The organism is Pseudomonas sp. PDM05, assembly GCF_014851685.1.
Taxonomy (GTDB): Bacteria; Pseudomonadota; Gammaproteobacteria; order Pseudomonadales; family Pseudomonadaceae; genus Aquipseudomonas.
On the sequence record NZ_JACVAC010000001.1, the window covers coordinates 579716 to 598331 of the forward strand.

An 18616-nucleotide genomic window follows, 5' to 3' on the forward strand; every position below is an offset into this window, starting at 1 on the left:
AATGGTAACAGCCCTCGGCACTTGGGCTCCAGCAGAAGGGCATTTAGGCCAAGCTTCGGTCTGGAGGCCAGTCATGGCTATTGGACAGATGTTTGGCTGGCTATATTCCATTACCTCTTGTTACAGACACCTCGCCCATGCCAGCTCCACTGAAACGCCGACTGTTTATCTTCGTGTGCCTCGTAGTCCTGATCGGCCTGGGCTTCTTCGCCCAGTGGTTCTTCAAGGGCCGCTTCTATGAAAGCACCGACAACGCCTATGTGCAGGGTGAGATCACCCGCGTGTCCAGCCAGCTCGGCGCCCGCATCGTCGAGGTCAAGGTCGGCGATAACGAACACGTACAAAAAGGCCAGCTCCTGGTACAGCTCGAAGCCGACGACTTCCACCTCGCCGTCGACCGCGCCAACGCCGCCCTGGCCATGCGCGAGGCCGAACGCACCCAGGCACAGAGCAAACTCACCCAGCAAGCCAGCCTGATCGCCGCCGGCGCGGCCAAAGTCGCGTCAAGCCAGGCCAGCCTCGGCCGCGCGCAGATCGACCTGTCCCGCGCACAAACCCTGCGCAAGCCCGGCTACGTCTCGGAAGAACGCGTGACCACCCTCTCCGCCGACAACCACATCGCCCGCTCCCAGGTGACCATGGCCCAGGCCGACCTGCAGGGCCAGCGCCAGCAGGTCAACGCCCTCAACGCCGAGATCAAGCGCCTCGACGCGCTGATCGCCAACGCCAGGACCGACCTGGCCCAGGCCGAACTCAACCTCACCCGCAGCGAGATCCACGCGCCGATCAGCGGCCTGGTGGGCCAGCGCGCCGCACGCAACGGCCAGTACGTGCAGGCCGGCGCCTACCTGCTGTCGATCGTCCCCGACCAAGACATCTGGATCCAGGCCAACTTCAAGGAAACCCAGATCGGCCACATGCAGCCCGGGCAAAAGGCCAAGCTGACCTTCGACGCCTACCCTGACACGCCCATCGAGGCCCGGGTCGACAGCCTGTTCGCCGCCTCTGGTGCGCAGTTCAGCCTGTTGCCGCCGGACAATGCCACGGGCAACTTCACCAAAGTCGTACAGCGCATCCCGGTAAAACTGACCTTCGCCACGGATAACCCGCTGCACGGCAAGATCCGTCCCGGCATGTCCGTGACCGTCAAAGTGAACATCAAAGACCAGCCCGATGGCCGGTGATCAACTGCTGCGCCCACTCGGCGAACCGACCCGGCGCGACTGGATCGCGGTGATGAGCGTGATGCTCGGCGCGTTCATGGCGGTGCTCGACATCCAGATCACCAACTCGTCGCTCAAGGACATCCAGGGCGCGCTGTCAGCCACCCTGGAAGAAGGCTCGTGGATTTCCACGTCCTACCTTGTAGCCGAAATCATCATGATCCCCCTCACCGCCTGGCTGGTGCAGTTGCTCTCGGCGCGGCGGCTGGCGGTCTGGGTGTCGGTGGGGTTCCTGATCGCCTCGTTGATGTGCTCCATGGCCTGGAGCCTGGAAAGCATGATCGTGTTCCGCGCCCTGCAAGGCTTTACCGGCGGTGCGCTGATCCCGCTGGCGTTCACCCTTACCCTGATCAAGCTACCCGAACACCACCGCGCCAAAGGCATGGCCATGTTCGCCATGACCGCCACCTTCGCGCCCTCCATCGGCCCGACCATCGGCGGCTGGCTCACGGAAAACTGGGGGTGGGAATACATCTTCTACATCAACGTGCCACCGGGCCTGCTGATGATCGCCGGGCTGCTCTATGGTCTGGAAAAAAAGGCCTCGAACTGGGACTTGCTGAAAAGCACCGACTACCTGGGCATCGCCACCCTGGCGGTGGGCCTCGGCTGCTTGCAGGTGTTCCTGGAGGAAGGCCACCGCAAGGACTGGCTTGAATCGAACCTGATCGTCAGCCTCGGCAGCATCGCCCTGCTCAGCTTGATCACCTTTGTCATCGTGCAACTGTCCAAACCCAACCCACTGATCAACCTGGGCATCCTCGCCAACCGCAACTTTGGCCTGTCGAGCATTGCCAGCATCGGCATGGGCGTCGGCCTGTACGGCTCGATCTACCTGCTGCCGCTGTACCTGGCGCAGATCCAGAACTACAACGCCTTGCAGATCGGCGAAGTGATCATGTGGATGGGCGTGCCCCAGCTGTTTCTGATTCCGCTGGTGCCCAAGCTGATGAAGTACGTGTCGCCCAAATGGCTATGCACTGTAGGATTCGGCCTGTTCGGCCTGGCGAGTTTTTCCTCGGGGGTGCTCAACCCGGACTTCGCCGGCAGCCAGTTCAACCAGATCCAGATCATCCGCGCCCTGGGGCAGCCGCTGATCATGGTAACCATCTCGCTGATCGCCACCGCCTACATCCTGCCCCAGGACGCAGGCTCGGCGTCGAGCCTGTTCAACATCCTGCGCAACCTGGGCGGCGCCATCGGCATTGCATTGCTGGCGACGCTGCTGGATGCGCGCACCAAGACCTATTTCGATTATTTGCGCGAGGCGATCGTGCCGACCAACCCGCAGGTGGCGGAGCGCCTGGCAACACTGGCGCAGCAGTTCGGCAGCGACACCGCGGCGCTGGGCAAGCTCAGCGAGATCGCGCACCAGCAGGCGCAGATCATGGCCTACAACGATGCGTTTCACTTTGTCGGGTTGGCGCTGGGGGTCAGTATGGTCGCGGTGTTGTTGACCAAGGCGTTGCCGGCGGGGCTCAAGGCTGGGGAGAGTCATTGAGACCGTGGTGCCGCTTTCGCGAGCAAGCCCGCTCCCACACTTGACCGTGTTCTAACGTTGAAATGCGGTCAAGTGTGGGAGCGGGCTTGCTCGCGAAGAGGCCAGTACAGTCAGCGCAAAATCAAACGGCCAACAACCGCTCGCGCAACTTGCCAATCTCATCGCGCGTCTGCGCCGCCGCTTCAAACTCCAGATCCCGCGCCAACTGGTACATTTTCTCTTCCAACTGGCGAATACGCTTGGTGATCTCGCTCGGCGAGCGCAGTTCGTTCTCGTACTTCGCACTTTCCTCGGCGGCCTTGGCCATGCCTTTGCGCTTCTTGCTGCGCGAACCCGGTACGACAGCGCCTTCCATAATGTCGGCAACGTCCTTGAACACGCCCTTGGGCGTGATGCCATTGGCCAGGTTAAAGGCAATCTGTTTGTCGCGACGGCGCTCGGTCTCGCCAATCGCGCGCTCCATGGAGCCGGTGATGCGGTCGGCATAGAGAATCGCGCGGCCATTGAGGTTACGCGCGGCACGCCCGATGGTCTGGATCAGCGAACGCTCGGAGCGCAGGAAGCCTTCCTTGTCCGCATCGAGGATCGCCACCAGCGACACTTCCGGCATGTCCAAACCTTCACGCAGCAGGTTGATCCCCACCAGCACGTCAAAGGTGCCCAGGCGCAGGTCACGGATGATCTCCACGCGCTCCACGGTGTCGATGTCCGAGTGCAGGTAACGCACGCGTACGCCGTGGTCGGCAAGGTAGTCGGTCAAGTCTTCGGACATGCGCTTGGTCAGCGTGGTGACCAGCACCCGCTCTTCCAGCGCGACGCGTTTGTGGATTTCCGAGAGCAAGTCATCGACCTGGGTCAGCGCCGGGCGGATTTCGATTTCCGGGTCGACCAGGCCGGTCGGACGCACCAACTGCTCGATCACACGGCCGGCATGCTCAGCCTCGTAGTTGCCCGGCGTCGCCGATACAAAAATCGTCTGCGGGCTGATGGCTTCCCACTCGTCAAACCGCATCGGCCGGTTGTCCAGCGCCGAAGGCAGGCGGAAACCGTATTCCACCAGCGTTTCTTTACGCGAACGGTCGCCCTTATACATCGCGCCGACCTGCGGCACGCTGACGTGGGATTCGTCGATCACCAGCAGCGCATCGTCCGGCAGGTAGTCATACAGCGTCGGCGGCGGCGCGCCAGAATCGCGGCCCGAGAGGTAGCGCGAGTAGTTTTCGATGCCGTTGCAGTAGCCCAACTCCAGGATCATCTCCAGGTCGAAGCGCGTGCGTTGCTCCAGGCGCTGGGCTTCCACCAGCTTGTTGTTGGCGCGCAGGTAGTCGAGACGCTCGGCCAGCTCCACCTTGATGTGCTCAACGGCGTCCAGCAAGGTTTCACGCGGCGTTACGTAGTGGCTTTTCGGATAGAAGGTGAAGCGTGGCAACTTGCGGATCACCTCGCCGGTCAACGGGTCGAAGGCCGACAGGCTTTCGACTTCATCGTCGAACAGTTCGATGCGGATCGCTTCCAGGTCGGACTCGGCCGGGTACACGTCGATCACATCGCCGCGCACGCGGAAGGTGGCGCGGGCGAAATCCATGTCGTTGCGGGTGTACTGCAGGCTCGTCAGTCGGCGCAGCACTTCGCGCTGGTCGAGTTTGTCGCCCCGGTCGATGTGCAGCACCATCTTCAGGTAGCTTTCCGGGCTGCCCAGGCCGTAGATGCACGACACCGTGGTGACGATGATCGCGTCCTTGCGCTCCAGCAGCGCCTTGGTCGCCGACAAGCGCATCTGTTCGATGTGGTCGTTGATAGACGCATCTTTCTCGATGAAGGTGTCCGACGACGGTACGTAGGCTTCAGGCTGGTAGTAGTCGTAGTAGGAAACGAAGTACTCCACCGCGTTGTTCGGGAAGAACGCCTTGAACTCGCCGTAGAGCTGCGCGGCCAGGGTCTTGTTCGGAGCCAGCACCAGGGTCGGGCGATTGATCTGCGCGATCACGTTGGCGATGCTGAAGGTCTTGCCCGAACCGGTCACCCCGAGCAGCGTCTGGTGCGCCAGGCCGGCCTCGATGCCTTCGACCATCTGGCGAATCGCCTCGGGTTGATCGCCGGCGGGCTCGAAGCGGGTGACGAGTTGGAAATCCGACATAACGTACCTCTTGAAGTCACCCCAGACTGTAAACCCGTCGGGAACGAAAAAGACCACCACCCGCGAATATTCAGAGCGGGCAGCAGGAAAAAACCATGATAGCCGTAGAAGTGGTGGCGAATGTGACGGGTTTCAAGGCAATCGTCCTGCATGCCGCTGTCGATCTGCGTTGCAATAAGACTAACGGTCGGCAAATAAACCGAAAAACTTGGCCGAAAAGCCGTTTCGGTTGTCGCTCTCAGCCGTGATGGCCTCTATACTAGCTCCCCGTTTGTGCACCGCTCTAGTGCATTCGGCTGGAGCGCGACACGTCCCTCCCTTCCCCCATAGAGCTGCCGCAAAAATGAGCCTGTTCTCCGCTGTCGAAATGGCACCACGCGATCCTATCCTGGGCCTCAACGAAGCATTCAACGCCGACACTCGAACCACCAAGGTCAACCTTGGCGTAGGCGTTTACTGCAACGAGGAGGGGAAGATTCCACTCTTGCGTGCCGTTGCCGAAGCGGAAGCCATTCGCGTGGCGCAACACGCTGCCCGTGGCTACTTGCCAATCGACGGCATCGCGGCCTACGACAAGGCCGTGCAGACCCTGCTGTTTGGTGCTGAGTCGCCACTGCTGAACGCTGGCCGCGTCACCACCGTGCAAGCGGTTGGCGGCACCGGCGCGCTGAAAATCGGTGCTGACTTCCTCAAGCAACTGCTGCCAGGCGCCGTCGTCGCCATCAGCGACCCAAGCTGGGAAAACCACCGCGCCCTGTTCGAAACCGCCGGTTTCCCGGTGCAGAACTACCGCTACTACGACGCCGCCACCCATGACGTAAACCGTGCCGGCCTGCTCGAAGACCTCAACGCCCTGCCGCCGCAGTCCATCGTGGTGCTGCACGCCTGCTGCCACAACCCGACCGGCGTCGACCTGACCCCGGCCGACTGGCAGAACGTGCTGGACGTGGTCAAGGCCAAGCGCCTCGTACCGTTCCTCGACATGGCCTACCAGGGCTTTGGCGATGGCATCCACGAAGACGCCGCGGCCGTGCGCCTGTTCGCCGAGTCCGGTCTGACCTTCTTTGTGTCCAGCTCGTTCTCCAAGTCGTTCTCCCTGTACGGCGAACGTGTGGGCGCGCTGTCCATCGTCGGCGAATCCAAGGAAGAAAGCGCGCGCATCCTGTCCCAGGTCAAGCGTGTGATCCGCACCAACTACTCCAACCCGCCAACCCACGGCGCCGCGATTGTAGCTGCCGTGCTGAACAGTCCTGAGCTGCGCGCGCAGTGGGAAGCCGAACTGGCTGAAATGCGCCTGCGCATTCGTGGGATGCGTGAGCAGATGGTGTCGGAACTGGCCAAGGCTGCACCGGGCCATGACTTCAGCTTCGTCGGCCGCCAGCGTGGGATGTTCTCCTACTCCGGCCTGACCGTTGAGCAAGTCACCCGCCTGCGCACCGAGTTCGGCATCTACGCCCTCGACACCGGCCGCATCTGCGTGGCGGCGTTGAACCAGTCGAACATCGACGCAGTCACAAAGGCAATCGTCCAGGTCCTGTAAGCCTGGAGCCGTTGCACAGAAGGGGAAGCCGCTGGCTTCCCCTTTTTCGTATCCAGCCCCTAGACTGAACCTTGCCCGCCCCTTTGCTGTGAGAACCTTATGAGAAACGACGACCTGGACCTGCGTGCCGACCGCGACGAGCTGGATGACTATGTGCCCCGCGCGCCGCAACCCAAGCGCCAGAAAAGCCTGGTGTTGCAGGTAGCGCTAGGGGTGTTCCTCGGTGGCTTGGCGTTGTGGCTGGTGCAACTGGGGGCCACGGCACTGATGGCCAAGCTCGCCATGGGCACCCTCCAATTCGGCGGCTGATGAAGTTCAAAAATGTGGGAGCGGGCTTGCTCGCGAATGCAGTGTGTCAGGCGATACATGTGTAACTGAACCACCGCATTCGCGAGCAAGCCCGCTCCCACATTGGATCTACGTCGCTACTAGATTGCGTTCTTCCAGCAGCTTTACGAAGCTGTTGAGGCTCTGCGACACCGTGCCCCGCCGCCAGATCAGCCAGGTGTGCAGCACCCGGAATTTGTCCGTCAACGGCCACACACTCACCGCCGCAAACCCCGGCATGCTTTCCAACATGCTGCGCGGCATCAACGCCAATCCCGCACCGGCGCTGACGCAAGCCAACATGCCGTGGTACGACTCGATCTCGAAAATCTTCCCCGGCACCGCACCGTCCTGGGAAAACCAACGTTCGAAATGATGCCGGTACGAGCAGTTCGAGCGGAACGTGTAGATATTCTCGCCATTCACATCCTGGCCCCGGGTGATCGGCGCGTGATGCAGCGGCGCGATCACCACCATTTCCTCCTCAAACACCGCCACGCCTTCCAGGGTCGCGTGCAACACCGGCCCATCGACAAACGCCGCCGTCAGGCGCCCCGATAGCACGCCTTCAATCATGGTGCCCGACGGTCCGGTGCTCAGGTCCAGCTCGACCTTGGTGTGTTTCTGGTTATACGCCGCGAGCAACGCCGGGATGCGCACCGCCGCCGTACTCTCCAGCGAGCCCAGGGCAAACGCACCCTGGGGCTCCTCCCCCGCCACCGTGGCACGGGCCTCCTGCACCAGATCGAGAATGCGCCGCGCATAACCGAGGAAATTCCAGCCGGCCGGTGACAAGCGCAGGCGGCTTTTCTCGCGGATGAACAATTCGACGCCCAGGTCCTGCTCCAATTGCTTGATTCGGGTGGTCAGGTTCGACGGCACCCGATGAATCAACTGCGCGGCGGCGCTGATGCTGCCTTGCTCGGCAACGGCCTTGAAGATTTCCAGCTGCACCAGATCCAAGTCATTCTCCAATCGTGAATGTATTGCTCAATATTATTCAGTTTCCAGAAAAGAACCACCCCCGTAACCTGAACTCAACTTATCCCTTGCGCAGGACGGTGCCATGAACGCGACTACCCACGCCCTCTCGATCAACCCGGCCAACGGCGAAACGGTCGGCAGCTACCCGTATGAAAGCGACTCGCAGCTGAACGCCGCCCTCGACCGTGCCACCGCCGCCTTCCGCACCTGGCGCCACCAGCCGCTCAGCCAGCGCGCCGAACGCCTGCTGGCCCTGGCCGCCGCCCTGCGGGAACAAGCCGAAGAGATGGCGCAGATGATCACCCTGGAAATGGGCAAGCCCATCGCCCAGGCCCGCGCCGAAATCGAAAAATGCGCCCAGCTCAGTGAATGGTACGCCGCCCAGGGCCCGGCCATGCTCGCCCCGGAGCCGACCCTGGTGGACAACGGCAGCGCCCATATCGAATACCGCCCACTGGGCCCGATCCTCGCGGTGATGCCGTGGAACTTCCCGGTCTGGCAAGTGCTGCGCGGCGCCGTGCCGACGATGCTCGCCGGCAACACCTACGTGCTCAAGCACGCGCCGAACGTGATGGGCAGCGCCTACCTGATGCAGCAGGCATTCAAAAAAGCCGGCTTTGCTGAAGGCCTGTTCGAAGTGATCAACGTGACGACCGACGGCGTATCCAAAGCCATCGCCGACCCACGCATCGCCGCCGTCACCCTCACCGGCAGCGTGCGCGCCGGTATGGCCATCGGCTCCCAGGCCGGTGCCGCGCTGAAAAAGTGTGTGCTGGAACTGGGCGGCTCCGACCCGTTCATCGTGCTCAACGACGCCGACCTCGACGCCGCGGTGCAAGCCGCCGTGATTGGCCGCTTCCAGAACAGCGGGCAAGTCTGCGCAGCTGCCAAGCGTCTGATCATCGAAGCCGGCGTGGCCGAAGCCTTTACCGCCAAATTCCTCGCGGCCAGCCGTGCCCTGGTGATGGGCGACCCGACATCCGCCGCCACGTACATCGGCCCGATGGCCCGCTTCGACCTGCGCGACGAGCTGCACGGCCAGGTCCAGGCGACTCTTGAAGAAGGCGCGACCCTGCTACTGGGCGGCCATAAAGTCGCCGGTGCCGGCAACTACTATGAGCCGACCGTACTGGCAGGCGTCACCGACCAGATGACCTCGTTCAAACAGGAACTGTTCGGCCCGGTAGCCTCGATCATCACCGCCCGCGACGCCGACCACGCGGTAGCGCTGGCGAATGACAGCGAGTTCGGCCTGACCGCGAGCATCTTCACCACCGACGCGGCGAAGGCGCGGGATATAGCCAACCGCCTGGAAACCGGCGGGATTTTCGTCAACGCCTTCAGCGTGTCCGACCCTCGGGTGGCGTTTGGCGGGATCAAGAAAAGCGGCTTTGGCCGCGAGCTGTCGCACTTCGGCGTGCGGGAATTCTGCAACGCGCAGACCGTGTGGCTGGACCGCAAATAACCCCCCGGCCGGGCTGACACCCTTGTAGTGAGCGGGCTTGCCCGCGCTGGGTGGCGAAGCCGCCCCAAACCCAGGCAACTCGGTCTTTCTGATACACCGAGTTGCTTGGATTTGGGGCGGCTTCGCCACCCAGCGCGGGGCAAGCCCGCTCACTACAGACCGGTGGTCACTGGGTATTGATGAAGTGAAACCGCGCCTGGGCCTTCTCAACCGCGTGGCGCACTTTGTCCTGCTGCGCCTCAGTGCCCGCGTAGTAGATATTCATCCCCTGCAAACCGAGGCCTTCGCAGGCGTTCTCAACAACCGCCACGTCGATTGAACTGCGCGCCCCAATGATCAAGAACCCACTGTCGCCCAGGCGCTGGGCGTTGAGCAGTTCCTGCCTGAGTTGGCCGGCATTCGCGCCGCCGCCCAGGACAGTCGCCAGCATGTCGCCGATCACACCATGGCTGGCGATCTTGACGCTGTGCAAACGCACCTTGTTGGCGCCGGCAGGCAGCGACATGACATGGGCAGTGGCGGCCTCGTCGAAAATCTGCGATTCGCTTTTACCCTGGGTCGCACAACCGGCAAGCAGGGTGATCAGGGCGAGGGCGACTAAACGTTTCACTGTATTTTCCTTGTAGGGGGCGGTTCCGTGGCCGCGCATCATAAGAGACACGCGCCCTCACGTCCAAGATCGACTACCATACCGCGCCGGTTCCCCAACGGGACTAATAGGGAATCCGAAGCGCGGCCACCCGCGCCAACCGGAACTGCCCCCGCAACTGTAGGTGCTGAGCCTGCTCCCCACTGCCACTGGACGCTGTCCGGGAAGGCCGGAGCGTGGCGATGACGCATCAGTCAGGAGACCTGCCGGCCAAGCGTTATCACCAACCGGCGGGGTGTCCGGGAAGGGCATCCCTGGCCTGCCGGACCGGCAGCGTTCATGGCTGTATTTCCACTACCGTACCGCCCCAGCTCCCTGTACGGTCCCAACGGAGATTGCCCCATGCTGCCACGCGTTACCGCCCTGCTCACCGGCCTGAGTGTTTGTGCCCTGGCCCACGCCGCGCCGACTGACTACCCGCTGACCCTGGAAAACTGCGGCAGCACCCTCACCTTCCAGCAAGCACCGACGCGCAGCGTGACCATCGGCCAGGCCGCCACCGAGATGCTTTATGCGTTGGGCGTGGGCGACAAAGTGGTCGGCACCTCACTGTGGTTCAACAGTGTGCTGCCGCAGTTCAAGGCACAGAACGAGCGCATCGAACGCCTGGCCAACAATGAGCCGAGCTTCGAAGCCGTGATCGCCAAGCGCCCGCAGTTGGTGGCCGCCGAGTTGGAATGGGTGGTCGGCGCACAAGGCGTGGTCGGCACCCGTGAGCAATTCCACGAGCTGCAGATCCCCACCTACCTGCTGCCCTCCGACTGCGAAGGCAAGGACAACCTGGTGGGCGCCGACGGCACGCGGCTGGAGCCGTTCCGCATCGAGACCATCTACAAAAGCATCAGCCAACTGGCGGCGATCTTCGATGTGCAGGACCGCGGTCAACAGTTGAACGACGAACTCAAGGCGCGCCTGGCCAAGTCCGTCGCCACCGTGCAGAGCAAGGGCCTCAAGCAGGCCAGCGCACTGGTGTGGTTCTCCAGCGCCGAGCTGGCCAGCGACCCGTATGTCGCCGGGCACAAGGGCATTCCCGAATTCATCCTGCAAACCCTCGGCCTGCGCAACGTGGTGCAGTCCGATGAAGAATGGCCCGCCGTGGGCTGGGAAACCATCGCCAAGGCCAACCCGACCTTCCTCGTCATCGCCCGCATGGACCGCCGCCGCTACCCTGCCGACGACCATGAAAAGAAACTCGCCTTCCTGCGCAGCGACCCGGTCACCCGCAACATGGATGCGGTAAAAAACAACCGCATCATCATCCTCGACGCCCTGGCGTTGCAGGCCAGCATCCGCATGTTCGACGGCCTTGAGCAACTGGCCACGGCCATCGACGGCTACGACCTGCCGAAATGATTCGTGCCCTCCTCGCCCTGGCCCTGCTCCTGGCCGCCGTGCTCGCCGGCGTGGCCATCGGCGAAACCGCCATCTCGCCGCAGGTCGTACTTCAGGTGCTGGCCAATAAACTGTGGGGCGCCGGCTACGTGCTCGACCCCATCGACGAAGGCGTGGTGTGGAACTACCGCCTGACCCGCGCACTGGTCGCCGCCGCCTGCGGTGCCGGGCTGGCGACCTGCGGGGTGATCCTGCAATCGCTGCTGCGCAACCCGCTGGCCGACCCGTACCTGCTGGGCATCAGCGCCGGCGCCTCGACAGGTGCGGTGCTGGTGGCGCTGATCGGGGTGGGCGGCGGCTTGATTTCATTGTCGGCTGGCGCGTTTGTCGGCGCGATGGCGGCGTTTGCGCTGGTGATTTTGTTGGCGCGGGCCAGCGGCTCATCCAGCGGCACCGGGCAGATCATCCTCGCCGGCATTGCCGGTTCGCAGCTGTTCAACGCACTCACCGCATTCCTCATCACCAAATCCGCCAGCTCCGAACAGGCGCGCGGCATCATGTTCTGGCTGCTGGGCAACCTCAGCGGCGTGCGCTGGCCGTCGGTATGGCTGGCGGTGCCAGTGGCGTTGGTGGGGTTGGCGGTGTGCCTGTGGCATCGCCGGGCGCTGGATGCGTTCACCTTTGGCACGGATTCGGCGGCGTCCCTGGGCATCCCGGTGCGCCGTGTGCAATTTGTGCTGGTGGGTTGCGCGGCGTTGGTGACGGCGGTGATGGTGTCGATTGTCGGCTCCATCGGCTTTGTCGGCTTGGTGATCCCCCATGCCGTGCGCCTGCTGCTCGGCACCGGGCATTCGCGCCTGCTGCCGGCCAGCGCCTTGGGGGGTGCGTTGTTCCTGATTGCCGCGGATGTGCTGTCGCGCACCTTGATCAAGGGCCAGGTGATCCCGGTGGGTGTCGTCACCGCGCTGGTAGGCGCGCCGGTGTTTGCGCTGATCCTGATCGGCCGGAGGAATGCGCGATGAGCGTGCTCAGTTGCCGTGGCCTGGGCTTCAAGGTGCGCGAAGCCGAGTTGCTGCGCGACATTCACCTGGACGTGGAGCTGGGCGAGACCCTCGGTATCGTCGGGCCGAACGGTTCCGGCAAATCCACCCTGCTCAAGCTGCTCGCCGGGTTGCGTACCCCGGCGTGTGGCGACGTGCTGCTGGGCGGCCAGCGCCTCGGGCAGCTGTCGCGCCGCAGCATCGCGCAACAGTTGGCCGTGGTGGAGCAACAGGCCGACACCGATGACGCCATCCGCGTGTTCGACGCCGTGGCCCTGGGCCGCACGCCGTGGCTGTCGGCGCTGAGCCCCTGGTCGGATGCAGACGACGCCATCGTGCGCCAAGCCCTGCACGACGTGGACGCCACCCACCTGGCCCAACGTGCCTGGCGCAGCCTTTCCGGCGGCGAGCGCCAACGCGTGCACATCGCCCGCGCCCTGGCGCAACGGCCGCAGATCCTGTTGCTGGATGAGCCGACCAATCACCTGGATATTCAGCATCAACTGGCGATCTTGAAAGGCGTGCAAGCGCTGCCGGTGACGACGCTGATTGCCCTGCATGACCTGAACCAGGCGCTGACCTGTGATCGCCTGGCGGTGCTGGACCACGGGCGATTGGTGGCGCTGGGCAAGCCGCTGGAAGTGCTGACGCCGCAGCGTTTGCAAGACACATTCGGGGTGCAGGCGCACTACCTCACAGACCCGTTCGACGGCGCGCAGATACTGCGGCTGCGTTCCAACTAAACACGGGGAGTCTAGTGGTGCTTCTTCAGGCCACTACAGCAGCCGCTGCATGTGCGTGGTCTGCCACACCGGATCAGCTTCCACGTCCACCACCGCAAACCCCTGCCGCCGCCAAAATTCGATCGCACCCGGCAGAAACGGATGGGTGTGCAGGTACATCACCTCCACCCCCTGCGCGTGCGCCAGCGCCTCCAGCGCACGGTACAACTCCCTCGCCAATCCAGAACGGCGGAACGCTGGCAGCACAAACAGGCGCACCACTTCCACCGTCCGGCGCCCCTGGTAATCCAACTGGGGAAAACGCCCGTCATAGGGCAAGTAGCCCATCGCGGCAACAATTTCGTCGCCAGCGCGGGCGATCAGAAACCGGCCGCTGCCTTGCACGTAAACCGCCTCGAACTGTGCAAGATCGTTCGGCATACCTGCATCGCTGAGCTTGGGAAACAGCTCGCCACGGGCGTGCAGCACAAAGGCCAGTACCTCGGGAATAGCCTGCGTATCAACCGGCTGGATCAGCATCGTCACGGTTCACCCACGGCGCTTACCGCCTGAATCCGTTGCAGAATCCAAGCCCGGCTGTGCTCCAGCACCGCCGCCCCCACCCCCAGCGGAAAATGAATAAATCCATGCGCCGCCTCCGGCACCAGGTACGCCTCAGCCCCAGGCCAGCGCTCGGCGATCAACAGCGTGTCGTCTTTAAGCGGGTCCAACGTGCCCACCCACATCAACGCCGGCGGCAACCCGTTGAAGTCGCCATACAGCGGTGACAATGGCGCCTGCCGACGTTCTTCATCGCTCAACCCCGGCGTCAGCAGGCGTAGCGCCTCGACCATGCCCGGCCCGTCCAGCAACAAGGTGTGCGGCCCCGCCGCGCGTACGCTGGGCGTGCCGCTCAAATCGTAAACGCCGTAGTACAACAGCGCGCCGCACACCCGCTGGAGCAGCTCTGGCGATTGCTTCAGCGCCAGCAAGGTCGCTGCCGCCAGATGCCCGCCGGCCGATTCGCCGACAACGACCACCGGCAACCCGGCAAACTCCTCGGCGCTGAGCAACCAACGCGCCGCCGCCAGGCAATCGTCCATCAAGCCTGCCACCGGCGTGTCCACCGCCAGCCGGTAGTCCACCGACACCACCGCGACGTCGCAGGCATTGACCATGCCCAGGTTGAGATCGTCGTCCATCTGCGCGTTGCCGATCACCCAGCCGCCGCCGTGAATATCCAGCACCACGCCCTTGGGTTTGCCGAGTGGCCGCAGGATACGCACGGGGACGTTGCCGGCGAGCCGGGTTTGCGCCACGGGCGAGCGCTTGAACACCTGACCGGCACGCAACAGCGCCTGGATCAAGCGCGGCGTCACACGGTTGCGGATCTTGAAGCGCGGCAGCCACGCGAGCTTCTTGTTGAAACGGCGCATTTCGGCCAGCTGGGGTTCGCTGGCAGGCCATGGTTTATAGGGCATCAGCGGTTACTGCGCAGGATCGAGAAGTTCAGCGCCGCCGCCACACACAGCCACGCCAGGTAGGGGAACAGGATCAACCCGGTGATCAGATCCAGACGCACCGCCAACACCACCATCGTTGCCACGGTCAGCCACAACACCGCCAGGATCACCATCCCGGCCAGGATGCGATGCGCGCCGAAGAACACCGGCGTCCACAACGTATTCAACGCAATCTGCGCCGCCCACAACGCCAACACCACCTGGCTGTCCGGGATCAGGCTGAGGCGATAACCGGCCCAGGCCAGCAGCAGATAAATCAGCGTCCACGCCACCGGGAACAGCCAGTTGGGCGGCGTGAAGCTTGGCTTGACGAGGGATTCGTACCACGCGCCGGGCTTGAACAGCAGGCCGGTACTGGCGGCGACGACGCAGGCGAGCAGGAAGATGAAGAAAGTCATGGTCGGTCCTTGGCTGGGCATTTCAACTTGGACGGGCTGCACAGGGGTAAAAGTTCACGCCCCCTTCAAACACCCGCTTGCGCCGCGCCGGGTGGCGCAGCCGCCCCACCCCAGACACCGCGTTATCCCGTCAAACCGTGTCGGCAGGGTTTGGTTCCAGGATCTTGAGCCAGGGCCAGCGCGCCTGATAACTCAGCGCCTTCTGGGCAAACAACTGCGGCTCCGGGTGATGGGGATTGATCCGCAACACACCCTGCTCCACATCCTCCAACCCATACGGCGCATACACCTCGCCCGTCGCCACGTCCAAGCCAATGCACGTGCCCGCCACCAGGTAACGATCAATCCCCTGCCTGGCGGTGTGCAATTGCGGGTAAGGCCGCCCAAACCGCTGGCCATACCAAAGATGCACCCGCGCCTGGTTCCTCACCTCGACATTCACGCCCAGGTCGTCGAACAACCGCTGCGCCGCACGTATGACCTTGTCCTCAGCCTCGTAGGAAAGGTCCGTATCAAAGTAAAAAACGTCGTAGTCCTTCACTCCATGCCCAGCAGGCCGGTTCGCCTGATGGTTCCACACCGCCTGGAACAAGCAGCCGGCGGTGAGCAAACACTGATCCAACCCCAGCGTCGGCAAACGCGCGGTGATCTCGGCATTGATGGGGTTGGCCATGGCCAATTCGAGCAAGCGGTCGACGGTCAATGTCATGTGTATTCCCTTCAAACCATGTGTCGCGCCACGCCCTTCAATTCACTCCAGGGTAGGACTCCACATATTGAATGGTGAAGTCCGGATACGAATCGACAATCTGGATCTTGTAATCGGGAAACGAACTCACCGTCTGCCATTTTCCAACCGAGTCAGGGTAAATACTCACCTGTTGCACTTTGAGGTCAGGGTATTGATTCACGACCTTGACCTTGTAGTCGGGGTAGCTGTCGACGAACTGGATCTTGCCGTAAATCTTCGAGACATCCACCGAAGAAGCGGCCGAAACGCACAGAGGGGAAATCAGCAGCAGTGACGCGACAACAGCTTTAAACATGAGCATTTCATCCTGAAATATGAAGCGTCCACGGACTATCAGCCCTTCAACTCACTGGCCCGGTGGCTTGCCGCGTCATCGTAAGCCACGTACAGCGACTCGGCGACCTGGCTTTTGATGGCTTTGGTCGACTCCAGCCCCAACACAAAACCTTCCGCCTTGCCGCCGGCACGGTTGAGTTCTTCGTGGGTCGACGCACCGGTGATGGAGTCGAGGAGCTTAGCGGCGTGGGGGCCGACGCCTTTGGGCAGGCTGATCTGATCGATGGACATGGGCGATACCTTGAAAAAGAGAGGTCGGTAGCGCGTGGAACAGCTGCCGGGGGCGACATGGTAGACCTATCTGCCCAGCGCTTTGGGAAATATCTCCCCGTCGCGAGCACATCCCCAGCTCTTACCTACCGACCAGACTTTTCCTAAATGAAGCCAGGAAGCGTCCGACTGTACTTCAAAAAACCAGATCATCAGGGTAACTGCGCGATAAGCGCGCGCTTACTGATTGCCCTCGGCTGGGTGACTTACCGCTTGTTGCGCTGTGTCATGCCGTCTAACTGACCTCCTCTTTATAAAAAGGAAAATATAAATGACTGAAGGCTACTTCATTGGCTTGGGTGACAAAACCACCTGCGGCGGAAAAGTCCTGGACGGTGACCCAAGAGTAAACATATATGGCCTCCTCCATGCCTGTGAGGGGGACCGAGTGACATGTGGAAAACATCCGGGCATTTATAAAATACTCGGCGGTATTTCACACATGAACAGTCATGGCAGGCTTATGGCCGGCACGTTGGACAGTGTCAGTAGTTGCCCCTGCCGAGCCAAATTCACTCCTTCAATTTACACCGCCACCTATATCAACAAAGGCTACGAACAGCCTGTATCCAGACGAACCGTTGAAGCGGCGCCTGTGACTCAGGCCCGCGCCTCGGCCGCACCGAACCAACCGACACACACACCTTCGAGCAATTGGACACCCTCTGTTGTTAACAGCCGACAGGGTCAGGAACCTGGCTTCTATATCGTGCCCAAAAGCATGAGCCGGGAAGCACTGGAAGCCAGCCTTTTCCCCACGCCCGATCCGGCGGTGATGCGCAAGTTTCAAGCACTCAACCCGCGCAGAAGCCACGTTAAAGCCAGCTCATTGATCGTACTGAGCGATCCCGACAACAGCGCCTGCACCCGCCAAGAAGCACTGCTGATGCAGGCCGCGCAACAGGTCGATTCATCGCTCGATACCCTGACACCGGAAGAGGCCGACTTCCTGCACCGCCACGGCGCCGAAATCGCCAGCTTCATCGGCCACACTTCAACGTGGCTAGGCGTCAGTTCAGTGGTGATGGAGACCCACCTGACCAACCTGCGCGGCACACTCAACGCCATTGAACGCTTGCATCAGGAAAGCTATCGCCAGCACGGCCACCTTAGATCACCGCAGTTCCTCACCGAACGCCAGCGCTTGCTCGCCCAGTTGGATGCTCATTTGCTTAACTCCACGCGTGTGCGAGGCCAGACCACGCTGGGGGATCATCCCAAGTTGAAAACTGCGCTGGGTATTTCCAGTAAGAGCCTGGTGCATCATTGGGACAAGGCAGGCGGGCCGGGGCAGATTCCGGGGTATTCCGCTCATGTGGATGCGGTTAGCCGGGCGGCCAAGTACATGAAGGCGGGCGGTTACATCGGTATCGGGATTGGTGGCGTGTCATCCTTGATGGCAATCGAGCAGGTGTGCAGTAAAGATCCCGGTGCGGCCTGCGAGAAGGTCAAGCTTACTGAGGGAGGGAAATTCGCATTCTCTACTGCCTTCGGTGTTGCAGGTGGCGCTTTAGCAAGTTCTGCCAGCGGTTCGATCTGCCTGGCTATTGGGGTAGCAACAGGAGGTATCGGAGGAATTGCCTGCGTCGCCGCGATAGTGGGAACTGGCGCCTGGGTGGGAACCACCGTCGGTGGTATGGGCGGCGAATACATAGGTGAAAAAATCTACGAGGCCACACAACCTTGAGTATCGACACGTGGAACCCTTGGGTTGCGATTCTTTTTATCGGCGCGCCGGGTCTGCTCGCAATCGCGAGTATTGCGCACAGTCTTTACCTAAGCCGAGTCCACTTGGAGGCCATCAAGAAAGCCTTAAAAAACAGCCGTTACATTTACATCTGGGGAACGAGCTTGGGAAAAAGGGGGCTGATCTGGTCACTCTTGGAAATATCAAAAATCGCCGGGATGATCGTGTGGCCAAGAGCGTCTCTTATCATCGGTGAACTGGACCCAGTCGATTTCAAAAACTTTCCACCTTATCTGAAAAGATATCTGCTCATGAACTTGACGATGATGGGCATCTCATTCACTTGGATGGTGGTTGTGGCCGTATTGGTGAAGTTGAGGTAATCCAGGCGGGGCCTCGCGCGAGGCCCGCCAACAATTGCGGCATGGCCCTGCCACTTGTTGGCGTCAAGCAATAGCCTCGACCAACGCGTAAAAGGGCACGCCCTTGTCGAGTGTGTCGAGCGCTCCCTGGAAGCGATGCGGGCGTATATCGGTTCAGTTGGAGTGAGACACGGCTGAGTCCCGCCAACCCGTGAACAGGCAGCCCCAAGGTCCAACTACTGCAAGGATTGCGCGTGAACTTCTTCAAAAAACTGCGGGATGTATTCAACCCGCGCCCGGCACCCACCTCTAACGTCACTCCCTCTACTGCGCAGCAGCGTCCGGGCATTGGCGATTATCAAAGCGTGT

General features: G+C 62.1%; 19 protein-coding genes and 1 riboswitch. Of the genes, 10 read left to right on the forward strand and 9 right to left on the reverse strand.

Going from position 1 to position 18616, the window contains the following annotated elements; genetic code table 11:
- The first annotated feature begins 137 nt into the window (after positions 1-137).
- Both IB241_RS02775 and IB241_RS02780 read left to right on the forward strand, forming a co-directional pair.
- Positions 138-1184: an HlyD family secretion protein gene (locus tag IB241_RS02775; RefSeq protein ID WP_192296850.1), complete on the forward strand. Its 1047-nt coding sequence runs from the start codon at positions 138-140 to the stop codon at positions 1182-1184.
- A 49-nt stretch (positions 1185-1233) separates the two neighbouring features.
- Positions 1234-2724: an MDR family MFS transporter gene (locus tag IB241_RS02780; protein ID WP_192297232.1), complete on the forward strand. Its 1491-nt coding sequence runs from the start codon at positions 1234-1236 to the stop codon at positions 2722-2724.
- Positions 2725-2845: 121 nt separating this feature from the next.
- On the opposite strand, the gene uvrB is transcribed toward IB241_RS02780, so the two are convergent.
- Positions 2846-4861: an excinuclease ABC subunit UvrB gene (gene uvrB / locus IB241_RS02785; RefSeq protein ID WP_192296851.1), complete on the reverse strand. Its 2016-nt coding sequence runs from the start codon at positions 4859-4861 to the stop codon at positions 2846-2848.
- A gap of 343 nt (positions 4862-5204) precedes the next feature.
- Between uvrB and IB241_RS02790 the strand changes: the two genes are divergently transcribed.
- On the forward strand, positions 5205-6401 hold the full coding sequence (locus tag IB241_RS02790; RefSeq protein WP_192296852.1) for an amino acid aminotransferase: 1197 nt from the start codon (positions 5205-5207) through the stop codon (positions 6399-6401).
- 99 nt (positions 6402-6500) lie between these two features.
- On the forward strand, positions 6501-6710 hold the full coding sequence (locus tag IB241_RS02795) for a hypothetical protein (protein WP_105524885.1): 210 nt from the start codon (positions 6501-6503) through the stop codon (positions 6708-6710).
- A gap of 108 nt (positions 6711-6818) precedes the next feature.
- Here the strand turns inward: IB241_RS02795 and ptrR are convergent, their stop codons facing one another.
- Positions 6819-7691 carry a putrescine utilization regulator PtrR gene (ptrR, locus tag IB241_RS02800; protein WP_192296853.1) on the reverse strand — a complete coding sequence of 291 codons (873 nt, stop codon included), beginning with the start codon at positions 7689-7691 and terminating at the stop codon, positions 6819-6821.
- A gap of 103 nt (positions 7692-7794) precedes the next feature.
- Here ptrR and IB241_RS02805 point away from each other — a divergent pair, with 103 nt between their 5' ends.
- Positions 7795-9177 carry an aldehyde dehydrogenase family protein gene (locus IB241_RS02805; protein ID WP_192296854.1) on the forward strand — a complete coding sequence of 461 codons (1383 nt, stop codon included), beginning with the start codon at positions 7795-7797 and terminating at the stop codon, positions 9175-9177.
- Between the two features lie 166 nt (positions 9178-9343).
- Here IB241_RS02805 and IB241_RS02810 read toward each other — a convergent pair whose 3' ends face one another.
- A complete protein-coding gene (locus IB241_RS02810) occupies positions 9344-9787 on the reverse strand; it encodes a hypothetical protein (protein ID WP_192296855.1) in 444 nt (147 codons plus the stop codon).
- A gap of 70 nt (positions 9788-9857) precedes the next feature.
- A riboswitch (cobalamin riboswitch) is annotated at positions 9858-10052 on the forward strand.
- A 116-nt stretch (positions 10053-10168) separates the two neighbouring features.
- Here IB241_RS02810 and IB241_RS02815 point away from each other — a divergent pair.
- Genes IB241_RS02815 through IB241_RS02825 form a run of 3 tightly spaced genes read left to right on the forward strand, consistent with a single transcriptional unit; the run spans position 10169 to position 12941 of the window.
- On the forward strand, positions 10169-11179 hold the full coding sequence (locus tag IB241_RS02815; protein ID WP_192296856.1) for an ABC transporter substrate-binding protein: 1011 nt from the start codon (positions 10169-10171) through the stop codon (positions 11177-11179).
- Positions 11176-12180, forward strand: coding sequence for a FecCD family ABC transporter permease (locus tag IB241_RS02820; RefSeq protein ID WP_192296857.1), 1005 nt, complete (start codon positions 11176-11178; stop codon positions 12178-12180). Before IB241_RS02815 ends, IB241_RS02820 begins: the two co-directional genes overlap by 4 nt.
- The gene (locus IB241_RS02825; RefSeq protein WP_192296858.1) at positions 12177-12941 is read left to right on the forward strand and encodes an ABC transporter ATP-binding protein; all 765 of its coding nucleotides are present in this window, start codon (positions 12177-12179) and stop codon (positions 12939-12941) included. Before IB241_RS02820 ends, IB241_RS02825 begins: the two co-directional genes overlap by 4 nt.
- A gap of 33 nt (positions 12942-12974) precedes the next feature.
- Here IB241_RS02825 and IB241_RS02830 read toward each other — a convergent pair whose 3' ends face one another.
- The 6 genes from IB241_RS02830 to IB241_RS02855 form a co-directional block, all read right to left on the reverse strand.
- The gene (locus tag IB241_RS02830; RefSeq protein WP_192297233.1) at positions 12975-13460 is read right to left on the reverse strand and encodes a GNAT family N-acetyltransferase; all 486 of its coding nucleotides are present in this window, start codon (positions 13458-13460) and stop codon (positions 12975-12977) included.
- 2 nt (positions 13461-13462) lie between these two features.
- The gene (locus IB241_RS02835) at positions 13463-14401 is read right to left on the reverse strand and encodes an alpha/beta hydrolase fold domain-containing protein (RefSeq protein ID WP_192296859.1); all 939 of its coding nucleotides are present in this window, start codon (positions 14399-14401) and stop codon (positions 13463-13465) included.
- Positions 14401-14841, reverse strand: a complete 441-nt coding sequence (gene tspO, locus IB241_RS02840) for a tryptophan-rich sensory protein TspO (protein ID WP_192296860.1) — start codon at positions 14839-14841, stop codon at positions 14401-14403. Before tspO ends, IB241_RS02835 begins: the two co-directional genes overlap by 1 nt.
- A gap of 130 nt (positions 14842-14971) precedes the next feature.
- Positions 14972-15550: a nucleotidyltransferase family protein gene (locus tag IB241_RS02845; RefSeq protein WP_192296861.1), complete on the reverse strand. Its 579-nt coding sequence runs from the start codon at positions 15548-15550 to the stop codon at positions 14972-14974.
- A gap of 37 nt (positions 15551-15587) precedes the next feature.
- Positions 15588-15887, reverse strand: coding sequence for a hypothetical protein (locus IB241_RS02850; protein WP_192296862.1), 300 nt, complete (start codon positions 15885-15887; stop codon positions 15588-15590).
- 38 nt (positions 15888-15925) lie between these two features.
- Complete coding sequence (locus tag IB241_RS02855; protein WP_192296863.1) at positions 15926-16159, reverse strand: hypothetical protein; 234 nt, start codon at positions 16157-16159, stop codon at positions 15926-15928.
- A gap of 310 nt (positions 16160-16469) precedes the next feature.
- Here IB241_RS02855 and IB241_RS02860 point away from each other — a divergent pair, with 310 nt between their 5' ends.
- Positions 16470-17885: a PAAR domain-containing protein gene (locus IB241_RS02860; RefSeq protein ID WP_192296864.1), complete on the forward strand. Its 1416-nt coding sequence runs from the start codon at positions 16470-16472 to the stop codon at positions 17883-17885.
- A complete protein-coding gene (locus IB241_RS02865; RefSeq protein ID WP_192296865.1) occupies positions 17882-18268 on the forward strand; it encodes a hypothetical protein in 387 nt (128 codons plus the stop codon). The genes IB241_RS02860 and IB241_RS02865 overlap by 4 nt, the downstream gene beginning before the upstream one ends.
- The last annotated feature ends 348 nt before the right edge of the window (positions 18269-18616 follow it).